A 14,522-nucleotide genomic window follows, 5' to 3' on the forward strand; every position below is an offset into this window, starting at 1 on the left:
TATGGGTTCAATACGGGAATGGCGACAGCGCGATGCTGATCTGACAAGTGGCAACGGCGGTGCGTGACGCAGGCCCCGTTACAGCATCTCATAGCCAGTAAATGACGAGTGCCGCGAGTGCGATGGCAGACAGAAAGACTTTTGGGCAGCGGTCGCAGCGTGTTGCCACACGTCGCCAATCCTTCAGTCTGCTGAACATGATCTCGATACGGTTGCGGCGTTTGTACCTACGCTTATCGTATTTGACCGGGGTCTTGCGTTGTTTCCGCCCTGGGATACAGGTGCGTATCCCTTTGTCTTGCAATGCTTCTCTGAATCAGTCGGCGTCCTAACCGCGACCCCCGAGCAGCCAATCAACATCAGGAATGCTATTCAGCAGCGCCCTTGCACCGATGTAGTCGCTGACCTGTCCTGCGGTCACGAACAGGTCAAGACCCGCAGACTCTCGTTATGAATGAGGGAGCCTCGGGGAGCAGGTCAAGGGATGACAGCGATCCTGACCCCAGAGTAATAAACTCGCCGACCAGATGTGAGCCGTTGCCTTGGGTTACTCCGTCCAGCCCGACGCCACCCGTGAGAGTAATCTCGCTTTCCGGAAGGACAGCTAAGGTGTAATTTGCCAGCTTGCGCCCTCCCGTCGCGCGTCTTGAATAACAAATTGCACAGTAAATGGGCTGCAAGATCTGTTTACCACCCAGATAAGACTGGGAACACATGCTCAAAATTCCCTACGACAGACACTTTCAGCTCCCGCCGTCTACAATGACCCAGCGGTGAGGCTGATTGGGATTCTGCATCCTCAAAAACAGGTAACGCGTCGCGGTCCAAAGCTTAATACGGTTCGTCTTGTTGTCCAGAATTAGATCCCCGCCAGCGGAACGGAACACCAAAACCGCGTGCCCTTTCCGACTTTTATCGAGTACGGTTGCTATTAAGAGCTTATTGGGATCTACACCCGCTTTGATCAGTTCTTTCTTTTTTAGCAGCGCAAAGTCTTCGCAGTCACCACCCATGGATGTTGGCAGAGTCCAAAGATCCATTGTTTTATACTGGCGCTGATCTCCAATCTCCCTAGTCGAAGTGTTCACTTGACGATTCACCTGTTTGACGATCTGAAATTCTTGTTGATTGGAGCGCGAAACAGTGCGGGTGGTGGAACACACCCAACTGTATTGCTGACACAAATGAATGGCTGCTGACGGAGGAGGCGCTTCGGCAATCACGTTGAGGAAAGGTGTCTCTAAAGCATAAGCTTCTGACCCCAGTAAAAAAAATGCGCAACTTATCACGCCAAATTTTTCTAAAACTCTTCTCGGCATTGTCGCCATCAGCGGACTTGCAACCCTGAGATTATTACGAAGAGTTTTCATGCCTCTACCTTAATGTTGAGGTTCCTAATTGAGCATTCAATCAATTTGCCACTTCAACATAACTTTTTTGCATTTCGGTCGCTATGCAGAGTCAAATGTGTCATTTAATTAGCTCCATAGCGAATAGGAGAAATGTTAATACCGCGCTTCCAACTGTCGCTTTGAGAAGAAATAGGAAGGCGGATGATCGTCTTCCTGCATTGGTCTCATCTGGTTTTCTCTGTCGGCAATGATTTTCGGAATGTTGAGGTGTATTCTTAACGGATGGTCTGGTTCGGTTTCTGATTGAGTTTTTGTGGCATCGGCTTGGTATTATGATCAGCGTTTTCGGATTGGTCGTTTCTTGATCTCCTTTCTCACCTTGAAAACAGTGGCGACCAAATTGTCGGACCAGTTTGATCATTGATGCAATCAACCGTTGCTCATCCGCACACCCCTTCGGGACATGCTTCTGGGTCGAACGAGGCTGCCCGAATGCTCGGCAAACTCTACGTTCAGGCACTTTGAATTCGCTGCGCACGTGTTCAATGCAGAAGCAATGACGAGCGGTGCTTGGTAGTATCCAATTTTGCCTCCTTAAAGACTAGCTTTTACCGTGTCAGGTACATGTTAGCTTATCATTTGTCATAAGTAATTAAAATACACAATTATTAATTTTAATTAAACTTCAACATGCTTGTCTATAGCTTGTCTGATGATCCAGCATTGTGTCTGTGTCATTTGCTGATTTAACAGACGTTCTGATTTCCCGCTGCTTACCCGAAAGGGCAGCAAGGCCCTAGTCTTCGGACGTCCAGTCGCTGGGCGGCTGGTTGTGCAGCACGAGCAATAACTTAGTGTCGCGTGTGAATTCCGCAATCCTGTGGAATCTCGTTTTCTCTGGATTGAAATGGGCGATTATGTGCTTTACTCAGATGATGTGGTGCCAACTCAGAGAACATGGCATTCGTGTCGTACAGATTGCCCTTGGCCTGCACAGACTTGAGTATCGCATTGAGATCATTGCCCGTCTTGTGGAACAAGCAGCGCTGTTCACAGGTATCTCCGATACACTTCGCGTAAGGCCGCCCAGAATTCAAGTGTGCCAGCACCTACGGCGAGATCAGACGCTTGAGAAAGGCCGCTCTGCTTGAGGTCGAGCGATAGGTTGAGGAAGTGCGCGACAAGCAGGGCACGTCATTCCTTTTGGTCAGCCACAATCTCGATCAGGTGCGCCGCCTCGCTGACCGTATCGCAGTGACCCATCACGGGGTCACATCGCGTGAATTCAAACGCGACGAGATTACCTCGGACCAGCTCGTGAAGGCCATAACTCTCGGCGAATTAGTAGAACGACATGACCGAAACAACTGCCTCCCGCCCCTTCCTGACGCCCAAACGCGCCGAACTGTTGCGAGACTATGTGCCCTTCATTGCCATTGTTCTGGCAATCTTGTTGTTCTGGGCGATCTCGGGCGACCGCTTCATGTCGATGCGCAACTGGACGTTCATCGCCCAGCAAACGCCTGTCTTGATGTTGTTGGCATTTGCACAGTTGATGATCGTGACAACCGGTTCAATGGCTCGGCATCGTGGTGTGGCTGTCTGAGCTGTGCGCCACGATGCCGAGCCATTGAATGTTGGCAGTGCGGCTGTCGACAATTGCAACTGCTCAACAGCTTGCGCAAAATCTGAGAAGTGTAACCGTGGAGACGGGCGTTGGTTGATTGCATTTGCCAGCGCACCTATCGTGCCAGAGGTCTAACATCGCGTGTTCCACAACGTTGGAGTGTTCCCCGGATGAACATGTTCGAACTTCGCGTACCCTTCTTTCTACCGCTCTGGCGGCGGGTCGCCGTTACACTCTTGATTGTTGGATGGGCGATCTTGGAGCTTGTAACCGGGAACTTGTTCTGGGCCATTCTGTTTGGCGCGATTGGAGCCATCGCGATCTGGCAGTTTTTTCTTTCTGGTTGGCCGGACGAGGCGTCAGATCAAGAGACTAAAGGGTGAATAAAGGCGCTGTAGGTAAGCTTTGAACGTGACGCGTTTTCAGCAGAATAGGGGATTTCGAAACTGGATGTAGAATGAGATCTACTACGGCAACGCAGCGGTGTTAGCAAATTATGTAAGCTCGCGCCTCGGCGCGTATTTCAGAAACGAAGCAGCACGTATTCAACCGGATTCAGAGATGCCTGGCCCATACGCATTGATCTCGGTTGCATCCGAGCTCTTCCAGGAACCTGTTGGCATCCAGATTGAAGTCTTTGGCGAGGTCTTCGATTTGAACCGCGCGAAAGCTCTCGAGATTCCGTACCGTTCGACCGTCTTCAAAGGCAATCAACTCGTGAGACCTGCCTGACCAACGCACGATCCCGCCGCAAAGGGTCTGTCCTTCAGCATCCGCAAGTTCGGCAACCGGGTCGGCAAAGAAATCGGTCCATTTCAGAATGCCTGTGCTTACGGCTCGCGCCACTGCTTGTTCCGTTGTCCGGCACTTGAGCTTGGTGACGATCGAAGATGTCAAAGCATGCACCATTCTGGAGGAGAGCCCCGTCTGGCCAGCAACTACGGTTGGGATCAATCCCGCTGCGAGCATCTTCAGCACATCCATCTCCTGGTCAGATAGAGCGTCCTTGGGAAAGTTGAAGACGGTATCAATCACATCGAGCGCAAGCAGGTGCAGGTGCAGGACCTGAGCCTCATGGCGCAGGGCAGGGAGCATCTTCGCGACCAGGGCGCCCCAATCTGCACGGGTTAGATTGGACGTAACCGTAAAGACGCCGCGCTCACCAAACGGGTTGATAACCGGAATGGAAAGACCGTGCTGACCCACACCAAACTTTCTGGCGGCGTCAAACAGCGGTGCGTGTTCACGCTGGTCATCAAACACAGCCCAATCCATGGGTGCAATCATCGCGGCACCAAATCGAATGAGGGGATCGACCAGAACCAGGTCGTTTTCAGCGTAATACCTGACCCATTCGGCCGGGAACGTGGTGCAACCGTGGACAACGTTGTGATGCTTGTCGATATGGGCGTAAGACGCATTTTCCAATGCAAACCTTTGGCAAATCTCCTGAAGGCGCGCCTCCCCGGTTTGCCTGAGGTCCAGTTCAGAACTGCCAATATCCGCGATTTTCATAGATCGTCTTTCTGTCCCGCATTGCCGTTGAAGCCGATTAGCAACCTAAAGCTGAACAAACCACTCGGGAATTCCCGTAGCCAATCACAAATCTGAATACAGTTCTGTTCTGGAAGCGGAAACAGAGCGAAAACTTGCCGATGAGACAAGCTCCCTTGAGCAGCAGGCGGCGCACAATCCCGACACAGTTAAGTCCGTTTCTCTTGGACGCATCGCAGCTTGTCTTCCTCCTCCCGCACCCTTCGGGCCAACAAACCCATGAAACTGGAAATCAGGTTCAACTCCCCGCGCTCATCAGCCTGCACCATTCCCCGGAGGTATCCGCCCGGATTCACCACTGGCGGCAGTTTCGGGTCGCTCAGCCTTGCCTCAGCAATCACTCCAGCCAGGATCGCCCCCATGAGGGTCAGACGTTCGATAGCCACATGCCAGGCGGAAACATTAGTGCCAATCTCTGAAAGCCTGGACCAAATGCCGGTCTCGATAGCGTAGAGGCTTGGATTGGAATTCTGATCTCCGCCACCGGCGATATCGATATGCATGCGCAGCTCGGGTGAGGCCAGTTCATATAGGATGCGGTTATTCACCCGCGGTAGTTTTTGGGTCTTGCGTGATGCCGTATCTGTCGGAGGATTGCTTTCTAAGCAATGCGTAGGGCCGTCAGGCCCGGAGCCGGAACAATCTGGTTCCGAGGCTTTTGCCGAGGACATTGAACTCTCGCCATCGGCGTTACAGGACAGAATTTTTTCTTCAATTTGGTCTTGTTTATGGGACCCGAAACAAGCTTCGGGTTCACCCGAAATTTCACCGGGTTGAGCGACATGCTCTTCGATGCTTTTCCAAAGGTCATGAGAGGCCTGAACGTGCGATCTGAGCTGATCCAAAGACAGGTATTTCAGCTTGTCAGCCCGCGGCCAGGATCGAAACGCCTTTCTCATTTCCTCAGCACCTTCAGGAGGGCAGGGGAGTGAATGAAGAATTTCCAGACTGTGTTTTACATATCGGTAAAGGCGCGACCGATCTCCCCGCAGCGTGTCATGTTCCTTCTTCTCCGCCCAGTTCTGCGCTTCTGCGTCGAGCATCTCGGGTATGAGGTTCAGGGCAGGGGTCAGGAAGAGGCCAAGCCCCTTGCGCTTACACCGCGCGCCATTTGCACCAAGCCTACGTTCAATCAGACCAATGGATTCCAGTTCGCGTTCGTGATTGTGAATTGTTCGATCTGTCACGCCACGCCCGGCAATCAGTGTTTCCTGGCGCGCGAAGCAAAAGGGTTCCTGAGACGGATCGCGAAACGCACATGGCGTAATCATATCAATGATGATCTCTAAGGTGCGAATACACTGGGCTGATGCGCCTCTGATCTGGGCATGGTACACACAGAGCTGCCGAAACCTGTCACGGTTCCAACCTTCAGGAAGGCCGTTGTGGAAGCGTATATTTTCATGGTGATGGGCGGATGCGATCTGCCGAAAGCTCATGGTTTTGGCTTCCCTTGGCAAAGGTCAGTATTGGTATCGCGGCTTCGCGGCGCAGGGTGTTCGGAATGGTTCAACGGTTTCATGGTCTGCTTCTCATTGGGGAAGCAAGGCAGGTTGAACCTCAGCGAATAGACACAGAAAAACCGTTCGCACAGATGCGTTTATCCTTGTCAGTAATTTGGGAGTTTCCTATAAATCAGGTGATCAAACGTGACTTAGGAAGATCCCCGCTGAGGCCCCGCCTTGCGGGGGTTTTTTGTTTATGGGGTTAGGGTGTTTCTCTGGGCCAGACGGCGTGGTTGCCAATGCAGCAGGCACGTTCACTGACTTTTACAGAAGCAACGTGTTCACCCTCCGGACAAACAACGTCAGTATCGGATGAGCTCGTAGTCACTGAACCCAAATGTGTCGGTCCACTCGACACCAACACCGCGGAAGGTGCTGGGAGGCTCACAGCGATTGCCAAGGGGCAGCCAAGCTGGGATGGGCGCAGGAGCGTGATCAGACCATTGAAAGCTCGCGTTGGCGTCATAGCTGCCAACAACCAGATCAAGCGAACGCTCGCAGTCGCCCTCTCGCGAACGACTGCGATAGCTGTAGTGGCGCACATCCCAAACCCTGATGGACCTCACAACGTCGAAATCGGAAGAGGAAAGATCAACGCTGATCGGCGTGGATTGGAGACCGTCACCATATTGGTCGTAAAGTGACTGGATCACTTCTATCGAGATCGCTGCATCTACCAGTAATGGCTCAGCGGCCTCGTCAGATGGAAGCTCTGGAACTGGGCTAGTACTGGTGCGTTTGATCGCCTCCAACCGTTCCATAGGACCCAAGCCTGAGGTGCTGTGTGATACATTCATCGGACAGCGCCACAGTTGGAACGGCGGCTCGACCGGGTAGGGCGTGACACGTCGAATAAACTCCGCCTTGGCGGAACTGCAATCGGGCGACCCGGGCCAGCCTCCGGCGAGACACAGAAATATCGCGCAGTCGATTGGATAAGCACTGACCTGTGAAACTGGCAGCGTAGCGAGTGCAACTGCAAGGGCCTTTGCGCGGTTTCGAATTCTGGGCTTTGAGTGGTTCATGATGGTCTCTCCTGCTTGCGAATCGCTTAAGCAATATCCGGCCAATATATTTCTGACAATCCAATATCGTATATTGGCGTACTTTCTTATATTGACGTAGATTGTGTTTTAGTCCACAACTTTTGGATGTAGAAGATGGCCCATAGGGGGTCGTCATGGCGGACAACAAGAGACAATACACTGTGGTAACCATCGAGATGGTCCGGGGTCTGAAAGAAGATCAGGTTCCCTTTACGTGCCGCTACGAATTTATCGGGCTCGCATCCCTTGGACGACCAAAGTACCACTGCATCTACAGCTCTCCGAACTATGTCGGGGCCCTGTGCAAATCGAAGATCTCTCGGTCCGGCGCGGAGCCCAGAGAGTTCGATCTTTGGCCGGGTCTTTTCAAGCATCACCAGGAATTTGGTGATGGGCGGATTCTCTGCGTCAAATCGGATTACACAATCGAGTCGATCACTCCTGAAGGTCTGGAAGCAGCCCAGGCTGCGGACGCAGCCTCCGAAACCTGACCGTCGGTCACGTGCAATCTCCCGGCTGATCTGTATTTTTGGGTCGGGCGCATGAAACGGCTGTTGTTTCTCAGTGCTGCACTCGCGTTGTTGGTCATTGCCGCAATTTGGATTGAATCAACCAAGCAAACAAAGACTCTGAGCGCATCTGAAGTGATTGCCGTTGACGGCGACACGATCGACCATGGTGACGACCGGTATCGGCTTGTTGGATTTGATGCGCCTGAGACATTTAGTGCTCAGTGCGATGCTGAACTGGCTCTGGGTCTGCAAGCCAAGGACCGGCTGACGGAGCTCATCAACTACGCGGGCGTAATCGAACTGGAGATTGAGCCGCACTTTGACGTCCACGATCGCTTCTTGGCGCTTGGGCGCGTGTCTGGACAGAACGTCGAGGCCATCCTGATTTCTGAAGGTCTGGCGCGCCCGTACTCGGGTGGTAAGCGCCAGTCCTGGTGCGGCTGAAAGAAAGGATAAAACAACGATTTATGACAGCAGAGAGAAACGACTAAGCAATAAGCAGTCCTGTCGATTGCGCCAACAATCGACAGGACAAGAAACGCCCTTAATCCATCCGGGCATTCCTCCAACATCAAGAGAGAACTGTACTATGGTAAAAACAGTAACCCTAGATGCCGGTCCTAGATTGGACAGCACCGCGACAGAGTCAATGGGTGCAACCCTGGACAACGCGTCTGCACCTCCGATCCCTTAGCGCTGCCTTACGATTGAGGCGCGCGGGACATCCGAACGTTTCAGCCAGGCCATCCGAATAAGAGATCCGAACCAGACATTGGTTTTTTGCGGCGCCACTGAAGGTTCCGTGCTGTGTCCCGGCACCCTTTTCCCACTGCCCAGACGACCCGGAATCGAACCTCATAATAGTAATTATGTAAAAATTACTGACCTAATTTGGAGGGCGAATTAGTGACCAGCTCCACCACAAGCTTCAACGAAAACAGACGCAGGTCCAACGTCATTTGGTCTTTGTTGGCGCTCCTGGGAACTGATGTCAGTGCCCAGGTCATCGAGTACGAACCCGATGGCAGCGTGTTCTTGAACGGTGCGCGGGCAGAAATCGTTGATGGCGTGGTGAAACCAATCCAGATGCGGGAATACGAGCTAGATGAACAGCCGCAACCGCCCAAAGCGCAGCGCACGGCAAAGATCGAGATTGCGGGCAAGGCACCGCGGCCTCGCAGATCCTCGGGCGGCTGGTCGCAAGAGCGGATCGTCAAAGAAATCCATGCAGCGGCAAAACGGCACGACATTCCGGCCGAGTTGTTCATGGCACTGGTCTGGCAGGAAAGCCGGTATCGGGCTGATGCTCTGTCGCCCAAGGGTGCATATGGCTTCGCACAGCTCATGCCCGGAACGGCGAAAGACCTGGGCGTGAATCCAAAGAACCCTGCAGAAAATCTCGACGGTGGTGCCCGCTATTTGGCGGCGCAGTACCGCGAGTTCGGAACCTGGAAGCTGGCGCTTGCCGCCTACAACGCCGGGCCTCACCGCGTCGTCGAATATGGCGGCGTCCCCCCCTTCACCGAAACCCGCAACTACGTGCGGATCATCCTAAGCAAAGTGAGCACTTCCTCATGAAAAGAAACCACTTCTACCAGCAGATGGCGTTTTTCGCGATCACTGCGTTCATCATCACAGCAACGCCCGCCTCCGCTGGCTGGCTGCAAGATGCCATTGGCGATTTCATCAACGAAACGCTGGCCGACTCGAAGGTCGTTGGCGTCAGCCTTGCCGCTGTCGGCTTCATCTGGGGCTGTCTCGCCTATGTATTCGGATGGGGTTCGTTGAAAGGCCCGGTAATCGCTATCGTCGTCGGCGCTGTTATCGGCCTCGCTGATACATTCATCGGAGCCTGATTGATGCCGCGCCGCAATACGGTCTTTCGCGGCCTGAGCCGCCCCGCAGAATGGGGCGGCTTACCCGTGATCTATCTGCTGGTGATCCTCGGGATGACCATGCTTTCGTTCTTCATGTTCGGGATAGCGCCAGCAATCATTGCGGGTTTTGTTTTCTACACCGGGCTCCGCCTCCTTTACGAATGGGAACCGGCTTTTTTCTGTGTCCTGTTCGTAACCCTTTCCAAAACGCCTCGCACCAAAAACCGCCAGCATCATGGGGGAGATTACTATAGTGCTTAAGCCTGCTGCCCGAGGCATGTGGACCCTTGCCCGCTCGTTGATCGAGCCGAGCTGGCGCAAGGATGAAATGAGCCTCTTTCAGATGTTGCCGTATGGCTATGTCGTGGACGATGAGCTTATTTCCACACGCAACGGTGGCCTTATCGCCGCTGCAGAAATCATCGGAATCAACGCAAACACGCTGGACGAAAACGAGTTCGAGTTTCTGGCCGAACGGTTTGAGCGTGTGTTGCGCACAACACCCAATGAAGTGGCTTTTTATGTTCATCGACTGACCGTCCCGGCTGAGACTGGTCATGTCATCACAGATCCAACCGGCTTTGCCGGTGCAGTGGCGCAGGCCATGCGCTCAGCGTCCGTCGATGCAGAACTGAAAGAACGCAAGATCATCATCAGCGCCATTCTGCAAAAACGGCAGGATGAGCGGGCAAAACAGATGTTCGGCATGTCGTCTGGAACAATAGACGAGGAACGCCGCGAAATGATGGAACAGCTCGACGGTGTTTTCACAACACTGGCGGGCACGCTGGGCGAAAGCCGGGTGCGCCGGCTGAAGCTCAGCGAGGGGCGTTGGCTCGGCTATTATGGAATGCTGTTGAACGGTCGGTATCAGCCGATCATTCACACGAACATTGCAGAACCCATCGCCTTCAACATGCCGCAAGAGGATGTGCTGTTTCAGGGCAAGACTGGCAAACTGGTTACGGGCGACGATCAGGAACGCTCCATACGGGTCTATTCCCTGAAGAATTACCCGATGGCGTCGTTCCCCGGCATTTTCGACGGGCTGGACCTGCCGGTTGATGTTGTGATTTCGCAATCCTTCCTGCCGATCAGCCGCGCCCAGGCGCAGGAAATGGAACGCCGCAAGTCGGGACAAATGCGCTCGGCAGGCGACAAGGCAAAGTCTCTCGAAGAGGATTTGTCTATTCTGGCGGACGGCATTGCCTCCGGCACCATGTCACTCGGCAAGCACCATCTGTCGATCTGCGTGTTCGGGACAGAGGAAGATCTGAAAACCGCCGAAAAACACATCATCGGTGAAATCCAGATTTCAGGCGGCACAGTGAAGCGCGAAGCGATGTCGGCCCGTGCGGTGTACTTCGCGCAGCATCCCGGCAATTTCGCGTTCCGCGCCCGTGAAGAACTGATCACGGACCAGAACTTTGCGGATATGGTTGCGTTCCACATGCGCCCCAAAGGGTTGGATGCGGAAAAGCTACCCTGGCCGGGGCCATTGGCGACGTTCCCGACAACGCACGGGGACAGCTACGATGTTTCGCTTCACCTTCCCAAGACCAGCAAAGACGCTGAAAACCTGCCCTCCGGGCATACGATCGTTCTTGGACCGAACGGCTCGGGTAAAACTGTGATCGCGATGCTGCTGGCAACAATGGCGGTTGCACAGGGCGCGCGGATCATCGCTTTTGACAAAGACCGGGCAATGGAGGCTCCAATGCGGGCGCTCGGTGCGCAGTACACCCGCGTCCGAGTTGGTGAGCCAACCGGCATGAACCCTTTTCAGACCGAGACGGATGAGGCTGGGCAAAGCTGGCTCGCCAATTGGGTCATTGCCCTGTTGAGCTATGACGAACCACTGACCACCGATCAGAAGGATGAAATCACGCGGGCTTGCCAAGCGAATGCCACTTTGCCGCCTGCGCTTCAGAACTTCGATTCATTGGTGGAACGGTTCAGAGCCTTTGACGATGACAAGAACCTGTACAAGCGTGCAAGTGAATGGGCTGGCGAAGGCCGCTTGTCCTGGATGTTTGGCGAGGGTGGCTCAGATCCGTTTGCTGCTGGCGACCGTCATCTTGTTTTCGACATTTCCGAGGTTCTGGATGACGAATTGGTGCGGCTGGCATGGATCAGCTACGTCATGCGCCAGATCGAACGCCGCTGCGCCACCAAGATACCCACCGTCTTTGTGATTGATGAAGCATGGGTAATTGCTGGCAACCCTTATGGCGCTGGCGTTCTCATAAATGCCTACACCACGTATCGGAAGCTGAACGTCATGATGATGATGATGACGCAGATCCCCGATCACCTCCTGTCGTCGGCGGCAAGTAAGTCGATCCTGGAAAACACCAGCACGCAACTCTTGTTCCCCTCTCGATCCGGCAATGAAGCAGACTACCGGGCAATCGGCTTGAACGATTCAGAGCTGGGCGCGCTGAGGGCACACTTTGGCGACCGCGTAATGCTCATGAAGAAAGGTGACGAGAGTGTTTGGCTCGATGTCGATGTCGGCGCTCTCGGCCCGCTTCTCCGTGTTCTGAGCGGATCAGACGGAAAATCGTTCCCTGATCCTGATTGGCGACAAAACCCCAACTTCTGGAAGGAAATCACATGAAAACTCGCCTTGTAATCGCCCTTGTTGTTCTGGCCGCCGTCTCGGCCTGCACCAGCACCTATTCGGGCTATCGCAGCAAATGCGCCTGCGACTTTGAGCGCATGACCCCCCCTGAAAACTTGGAGCTTGTCTGATGGATATTTCAAAGAAATTCCGCACAACCATTACTGTTTCGGTTCTGGCCGCCCTGCCCGTCATGACGTCGGCCCAAGGTGTTCCGACCATCGACGCCACAGCCATTGCACAGGACGCCGCGAATTCGGCCCGCGAAGTCGCGGAAATGGTCCGCCAATACGAACAGCTGATGCAACAATATGAGAAGCTCGAGCAGCAGCGCGCCATGCTGGAGAACTCGTTTAAGGCCATTTCTGGTCTGACAGATCTGGACGAGTTCAACAGCCGCAGCTTTTTGAAACTGGCGACCGCCGCTAACACGCTCGGCTACGCCCTTGACGCGACCGAAGATACGATTGGCGATCTTCCAGGCGTCGCCGGGCTCGCGATGGAACGCCGATCAATCAGCCTGGGGCTGAACAATGGAATCCTTAAAGAATTCAGTACGTCAGACGTGCCAGCCCGGCGCATTCTTTCGGAGCGAGGTGGCGCTGGCTTGATGGCGTCCGCTCTTGGCGAACAGGGCTATGACATGGCCGGCAAACTCTCTGAAGACGCCGAAAAACTACGTGGTGAAATCGGTCAGCAAGAAGATCTGAAGGATGCAATCGACTATAACACGGCGGTTCTCCTGAAACTCCTACAAGTTGAAATTGAAATCTTGCGCGCAACCTCGGCTAATGCTCTGGCGTCGGGCACGGATCTGGCTGCAACCGCTGCCGATCTTTCGACACTCAGCAACTATGTACGAGGAACCTCACAATGAAACTCCGCTCAACTCTCATCCTGACCATTGCAGCCGCCGCCATTATGTCGGGGGCTGCATCGGCACAGGTGAAGCTGCGCCCATCACCCAAGGTCGATATGCCGTTCGGTGAATATCGTAAGTGCCTTGGGTACTCGGGCGCGCGTGAGTACGGTCGTCAATTCGTCAAAGACGATCAGGCACGCATGGCCGAAGCGGGCCAATCCGCAGACAAGCAGCCTCTTGTGACCAACTGGTCGGTGGTGATCCTGAATGAACAGGTCATCGCTGCGCACGAGGCCACCATCAAGCAATGCAATCTGCGCAAATCTGGCGAGACCTTCAGCACCGAATGTCCACTGGGCGGATTGAGCCGTGAGGACGCGGCCCAAAAGGTCGGAGCTGACCAAGACGAGTTTTGGACCCGACCGTCCGACAATTTTGCCGTGCTGAAAAAAGAGCAACGGACCCGTCTGGAAGCTCTGCGCCCTGCAATTGAGGAGGCTTGTGGGCCGTGATCCAAGATTTTGTCAGCTCGATTGAGGCTGCGCTTAATAACTTCTCGCAGCAAACATACAACAGCCTGGCGGCGGATCTAGCATCCGCCCTCTGGGCAATAGCCGCGCTGATCTTCGTGGCAATGCTGATCAACGGTGTGCTTCAAATCCGGGAAATCGGGTTTGGTGGCTATGTCGGCTGGATCATTCGGGCGACGATCATCATTGGTATGGCTTCTAGCTGGAGCTTCTTTCAACCCATTTATCAGGGCATTTCGAGCCTCCCAGACACGATTGCCGGAGAATTGACCGGCACAACAAATGTCTGGGAAGCACTCGATGACATTGCACTTCAGTGTTTCTTGATGGGCCAGCAGGCCATTGAAAACGCGACCTGGGGCCTGAGCATCACCGGGGCTATTCTCTGGGTTGTTGGGGCCGTCATCGTTGCCTTTGGCACTGGCATGGCACTCATCGCAAAAGGCGGTCTGGCGGTCCTGCTGGGTCTAGCGCCTGTTTTCATCGCAACGCTGCTCAGCTCGGCAACAGCCAATATCTTCGCAGCCTGGGCGAAAACGACCGTTGGCCTGATCATGGTCATCGTTGTTCTGACAGGCATCGTTTCTCTTATTCAGGCCCTTTTCAGCTCTGAACTGACCGCTGTTGAGGATGTGAACAATATGGAGGCCAGTGGCCGCTTTTTGGCGATCTGCATTGTGTCAATCGTGATGCTCACGCAGATCCCGTCGCTCGCGGGCGGAATGTCGGGTGCAATCGTTTCGGCATCCTCGGGTCTTGCCGTGGCAACTGGTGCCGTCGCTGCCGCAAGAAGTGCATTGGGCACTGCAAACGACGGTGCAAGGGGCGCAGTAGCCGGTGGGAAAACTGCCGCTGCTATGGCCTCCGCAGCCCGCGACGGGACAGGGGTTCGTGATAGCGCCTCGCGCGCGATGCAGGCGCGTCGGGACATTGCACATAGAGCCCGCAATCAGGATGGGGCAGCGCGCCAAAGCTACGCTGCTGACCGCTATCGGCAGAGCATTCAACAAGCTCGTGCCAACAGATCTTCATAA

At 54.3% G+C, this 14,522-nt stretch carries 16 protein-coding genes and 1 pseudogene; 12 read left to right on the forward strand and 5 right to left on the reverse strand.

Annotation, left to right across the window (positions count from 1 at the left end):
- Window positions 1-88: 88 nt before the first annotated feature.
- Together ACR0C9_RS21260 and ACR0C9_RS21265 are read right to left on the reverse strand one after the other, a co-directional pair.
- Window positions 89-433, reverse strand: a pseudogene (locus tag ACR0C9_RS21260) (transposase); the annotation flags it as partial.
- Window positions 434-743: 310 nt separating this feature from the next.
- Window positions 744-1,370 carry a transglutaminase-like cysteine peptidase gene (locus ACR0C9_RS21265; protein ID WP_480781983.1) on the reverse strand — a complete coding sequence of 209 codons (627 nt, stop codon included), beginning with the start codon at window positions 1,368-1,370 and terminating at the stop codon, window positions 744-746.
- 1,336 nt (window positions 1,371-2,706) lie between these two features.
- On the opposite strand from ACR0C9_RS21265, the gene ACR0C9_RS21270 reads away from it, so the two are divergent.
- Complete coding sequence (locus ACR0C9_RS21270) at window positions 2,707-2,958, forward strand: hypothetical protein (protein ID WP_480781984.1); 252 nt, start codon at window positions 2,707-2,709, stop codon at window positions 2,956-2,958.
- 191 nt (window positions 2,959-3,149) lie between these two features.
- Window positions 3,150-3,362 carry a hypothetical protein gene (locus tag ACR0C9_RS21275; protein WP_480781985.1) on the forward strand — a complete coding sequence of 71 codons (213 nt, stop codon included), beginning with the start codon at window positions 3,150-3,152 and terminating at the stop codon, window positions 3,360-3,362.
- A 172-nt stretch (window positions 3,363-3,534) separates the two neighbouring features.
- Here ACR0C9_RS21275 and ACR0C9_RS21280 read toward each other — a convergent pair whose 3' ends face one another.
- The 3 genes from ACR0C9_RS21280 to ACR0C9_RS21290 form a co-directional block, all read right to left on the reverse strand.
- Entirely contained in the window at window positions 3,535-4,494 is a 960-nt protein-coding gene (locus ACR0C9_RS21280; protein ID WP_480781986.1) for a helix-turn-helix transcriptional regulator, read from the reverse strand.
- Between the two features lie 188 nt (window positions 4,495-4,682).
- A complete protein-coding gene (locus ACR0C9_RS21285) occupies window positions 4,683-5,972 on the reverse strand; it encodes a helix-turn-helix domain-containing protein (RefSeq protein ID WP_480781987.1) in 1,290 nt (429 codons plus the stop codon).
- Window positions 5,973-6,340: 368 nt separating this feature from the next.
- Window positions 6,341-7,063 carry a hypothetical protein gene (locus tag ACR0C9_RS21290; protein WP_480781988.1) on the reverse strand — a complete coding sequence of 241 codons (723 nt, stop codon included), beginning with the start codon at window positions 7,061-7,063 and terminating at the stop codon, window positions 6,341-6,343.
- Between the two features lie 155 nt (window positions 7,064-7,218).
- Here ACR0C9_RS21290 and ACR0C9_RS21295 point away from each other — a divergent pair, with 155 nt between their 5' ends.
- From ACR0C9_RS21295 to ACR0C9_RS21340, 10 genes are all read left to right on the forward strand, one after another.
- Complete coding sequence (locus ACR0C9_RS21295; protein WP_480781989.1) at window positions 7,219-7,575, forward strand: hypothetical protein; 357 nt, start codon at window positions 7,219-7,221, stop codon at window positions 7,573-7,575.
- 51 nt (window positions 7,576-7,626) lie between these two features.
- Window positions 7,627-8,040, forward strand: a complete 414-nt coding sequence (locus tag ACR0C9_RS21300) for a thermonuclease family protein (protein WP_480781990.1) — start codon at window positions 7,627-7,629, stop codon at window positions 8,038-8,040.
- Between the two features lie 462 nt (window positions 8,041-8,502).
- Complete coding sequence (locus ACR0C9_RS21305) at window positions 8,503-9,174, forward strand: lytic transglycosylase domain-containing protein (protein WP_480781991.1); 672 nt, start codon at window positions 8,503-8,505, stop codon at window positions 9,172-9,174.
- Complete coding sequence (locus tag ACR0C9_RS21310; protein ID WP_480781992.1) at window positions 9,171-9,452, forward strand: hypothetical protein; 282 nt, start codon at window positions 9,171-9,173, stop codon at window positions 9,450-9,452. The genes ACR0C9_RS21305 and ACR0C9_RS21310 overlap by 4 nt, the downstream gene beginning before the upstream one ends.
- A 3-nt stretch (window positions 9,453-9,455) precedes the next feature.
- On the forward strand, window positions 9,456-9,734 hold the full coding sequence (locus ACR0C9_RS21315) for a VirB3 family type IV secretion system protein (RefSeq protein ID WP_480781993.1): 279 nt from the start codon (window positions 9,456-9,458) through the stop codon (window positions 9,732-9,734).
- Window positions 9,727-12,093, forward strand: coding sequence for a VirB4 family type IV secretion/conjugal transfer ATPase (locus ACR0C9_RS21320; protein WP_480781994.1), 2,367 nt, complete (start codon window positions 9,727-9,729; stop codon window positions 12,091-12,093). The genes ACR0C9_RS21315 and ACR0C9_RS21320 overlap by 8 nt, the downstream gene beginning before the upstream one ends.
- Window positions 12,090-12,227: a hypothetical protein gene (locus ACR0C9_RS21325; RefSeq protein ID WP_170417970.1), complete on the forward strand. Its 138-nt coding sequence runs from the start codon at window positions 12,090-12,092 to the stop codon at window positions 12,225-12,227. Before ACR0C9_RS21320 ends, ACR0C9_RS21325 begins: the two co-directional genes overlap by 4 nt.
- On the forward strand, window positions 12,227-12,973 hold the full coding sequence (locus ACR0C9_RS21330) for a type IV secretion system protein (protein WP_480781995.1): 747 nt from the start codon (window positions 12,227-12,229) through the stop codon (window positions 12,971-12,973). The genes ACR0C9_RS21325 and ACR0C9_RS21330 overlap by 1 nt, the downstream gene beginning before the upstream one ends.
- The gene (locus ACR0C9_RS21335) at window positions 12,970-13,470 is read left to right on the forward strand and encodes a hypothetical protein (RefSeq protein ID WP_480781996.1); all 501 of its coding nucleotides are present in this window, start codon (window positions 12,970-12,972) and stop codon (window positions 13,468-13,470) included. Before ACR0C9_RS21330 ends, ACR0C9_RS21335 begins: the two co-directional genes overlap by 4 nt.
- Window positions 13,467-14,522, forward strand: coding sequence for a TrbL/VirB6 family protein (locus tag ACR0C9_RS21340; RefSeq protein ID WP_480781997.1), 1,056 nt, complete (start codon window positions 13,467-13,469; stop codon window positions 14,520-14,522). Before ACR0C9_RS21335 ends, ACR0C9_RS21340 begins: the two co-directional genes overlap by 4 nt.

This window comes from Ruegeria sp. C12 (assembly GCF_056537745.1).

What these genes read in the sequence shown, in the direction of transcription:
- ACR0C9_RS21330 (WP_480781995.1), top strand. Translation starts at nt 12,227, where the DNA reads ATGGATATTTCAAAGAAATTCCGCACAACCATTACTGTTTCGGTTCTG.
- ACR0C9_RS21275 (WP_480781985.1), top strand. Translation starts at nt 3,150, where the DNA reads ATGAACATGTTCGAACTTCGCGTACCCTTCTTTCTACCGCTCTGGCGG.
- ACR0C9_RS21335 (WP_480781996.1), top strand. Translation starts at nt 12,970, where the DNA reads ATGAAACTCCGCTCAACTCTCATCCTGACCATTGCAGCCGCCGCCATT.
- ACR0C9_RS21280 (WP_480781986.1), bottom strand. Translation starts at nt 4,494, where the DNA reads ATGAAAATCGCGGATATTGGCAGTTCTGAACTGGACCTCAGGCAAACC.
- ACR0C9_RS21315 (WP_480781993.1), top strand. Translation starts at nt 9,456, where the DNA reads ATGCCGCGCCGCAATACGGTCTTTCGCGGCCTGAGCCGCCCCGCAGAA.
- ACR0C9_RS21310 (WP_480781992.1), top strand. Translation starts at nt 9,171, where the DNA reads ATGAAAAGAAACCACTTCTACCAGCAGATGGCGTTTTTCGCGATCACT.
- ACR0C9_RS21290 (WP_480781988.1), bottom strand. Translation starts at nt 7,063, where the DNA reads ATGAACCACTCAAAGCCCAGAATTCGAAACCGCGCAAAGGCCCTTGCA.
- ACR0C9_RS21325 (WP_170417970.1), top strand. Translation starts at nt 12,090, where the DNA reads ATGAAAACTCGCCTTGTAATCGCCCTTGTTGTTCTGGCCGCCGTCTCG.
- ACR0C9_RS21300 (WP_480781990.1), top strand. Translation starts at nt 7,627, where the DNA reads ATGAAACGGCTGTTGTTTCTCAGTGCTGCACTCGCGTTGTTGGTCATT.
- ACR0C9_RS21270 (WP_480781984.1), top strand. Translation starts at nt 2,707, where the DNA reads ATGACCGAAACAACTGCCTCCCGCCCCTTCCTGACGCCCAAACGCGCC.
- ACR0C9_RS21265 (WP_480781983.1), bottom strand. Translation starts at nt 1,370, where the DNA reads ATGAAAACTCTTCGTAATAATCTCAGGGTTGCAAGTCCGCTGATGGCG.
- ACR0C9_RS21285 (WP_480781987.1), bottom strand. Translation starts at nt 5,972, where the DNA reads ATGAGCTTTCGGCAGATCGCATCCGCCCATCACCATGAAAATATACGC.
- ACR0C9_RS21295 (WP_480781989.1), top strand. Translation starts at nt 7,219, where the DNA reads ATGGCGGACAACAAGAGACAATACACTGTGGTAACCATCGAGATGGTC.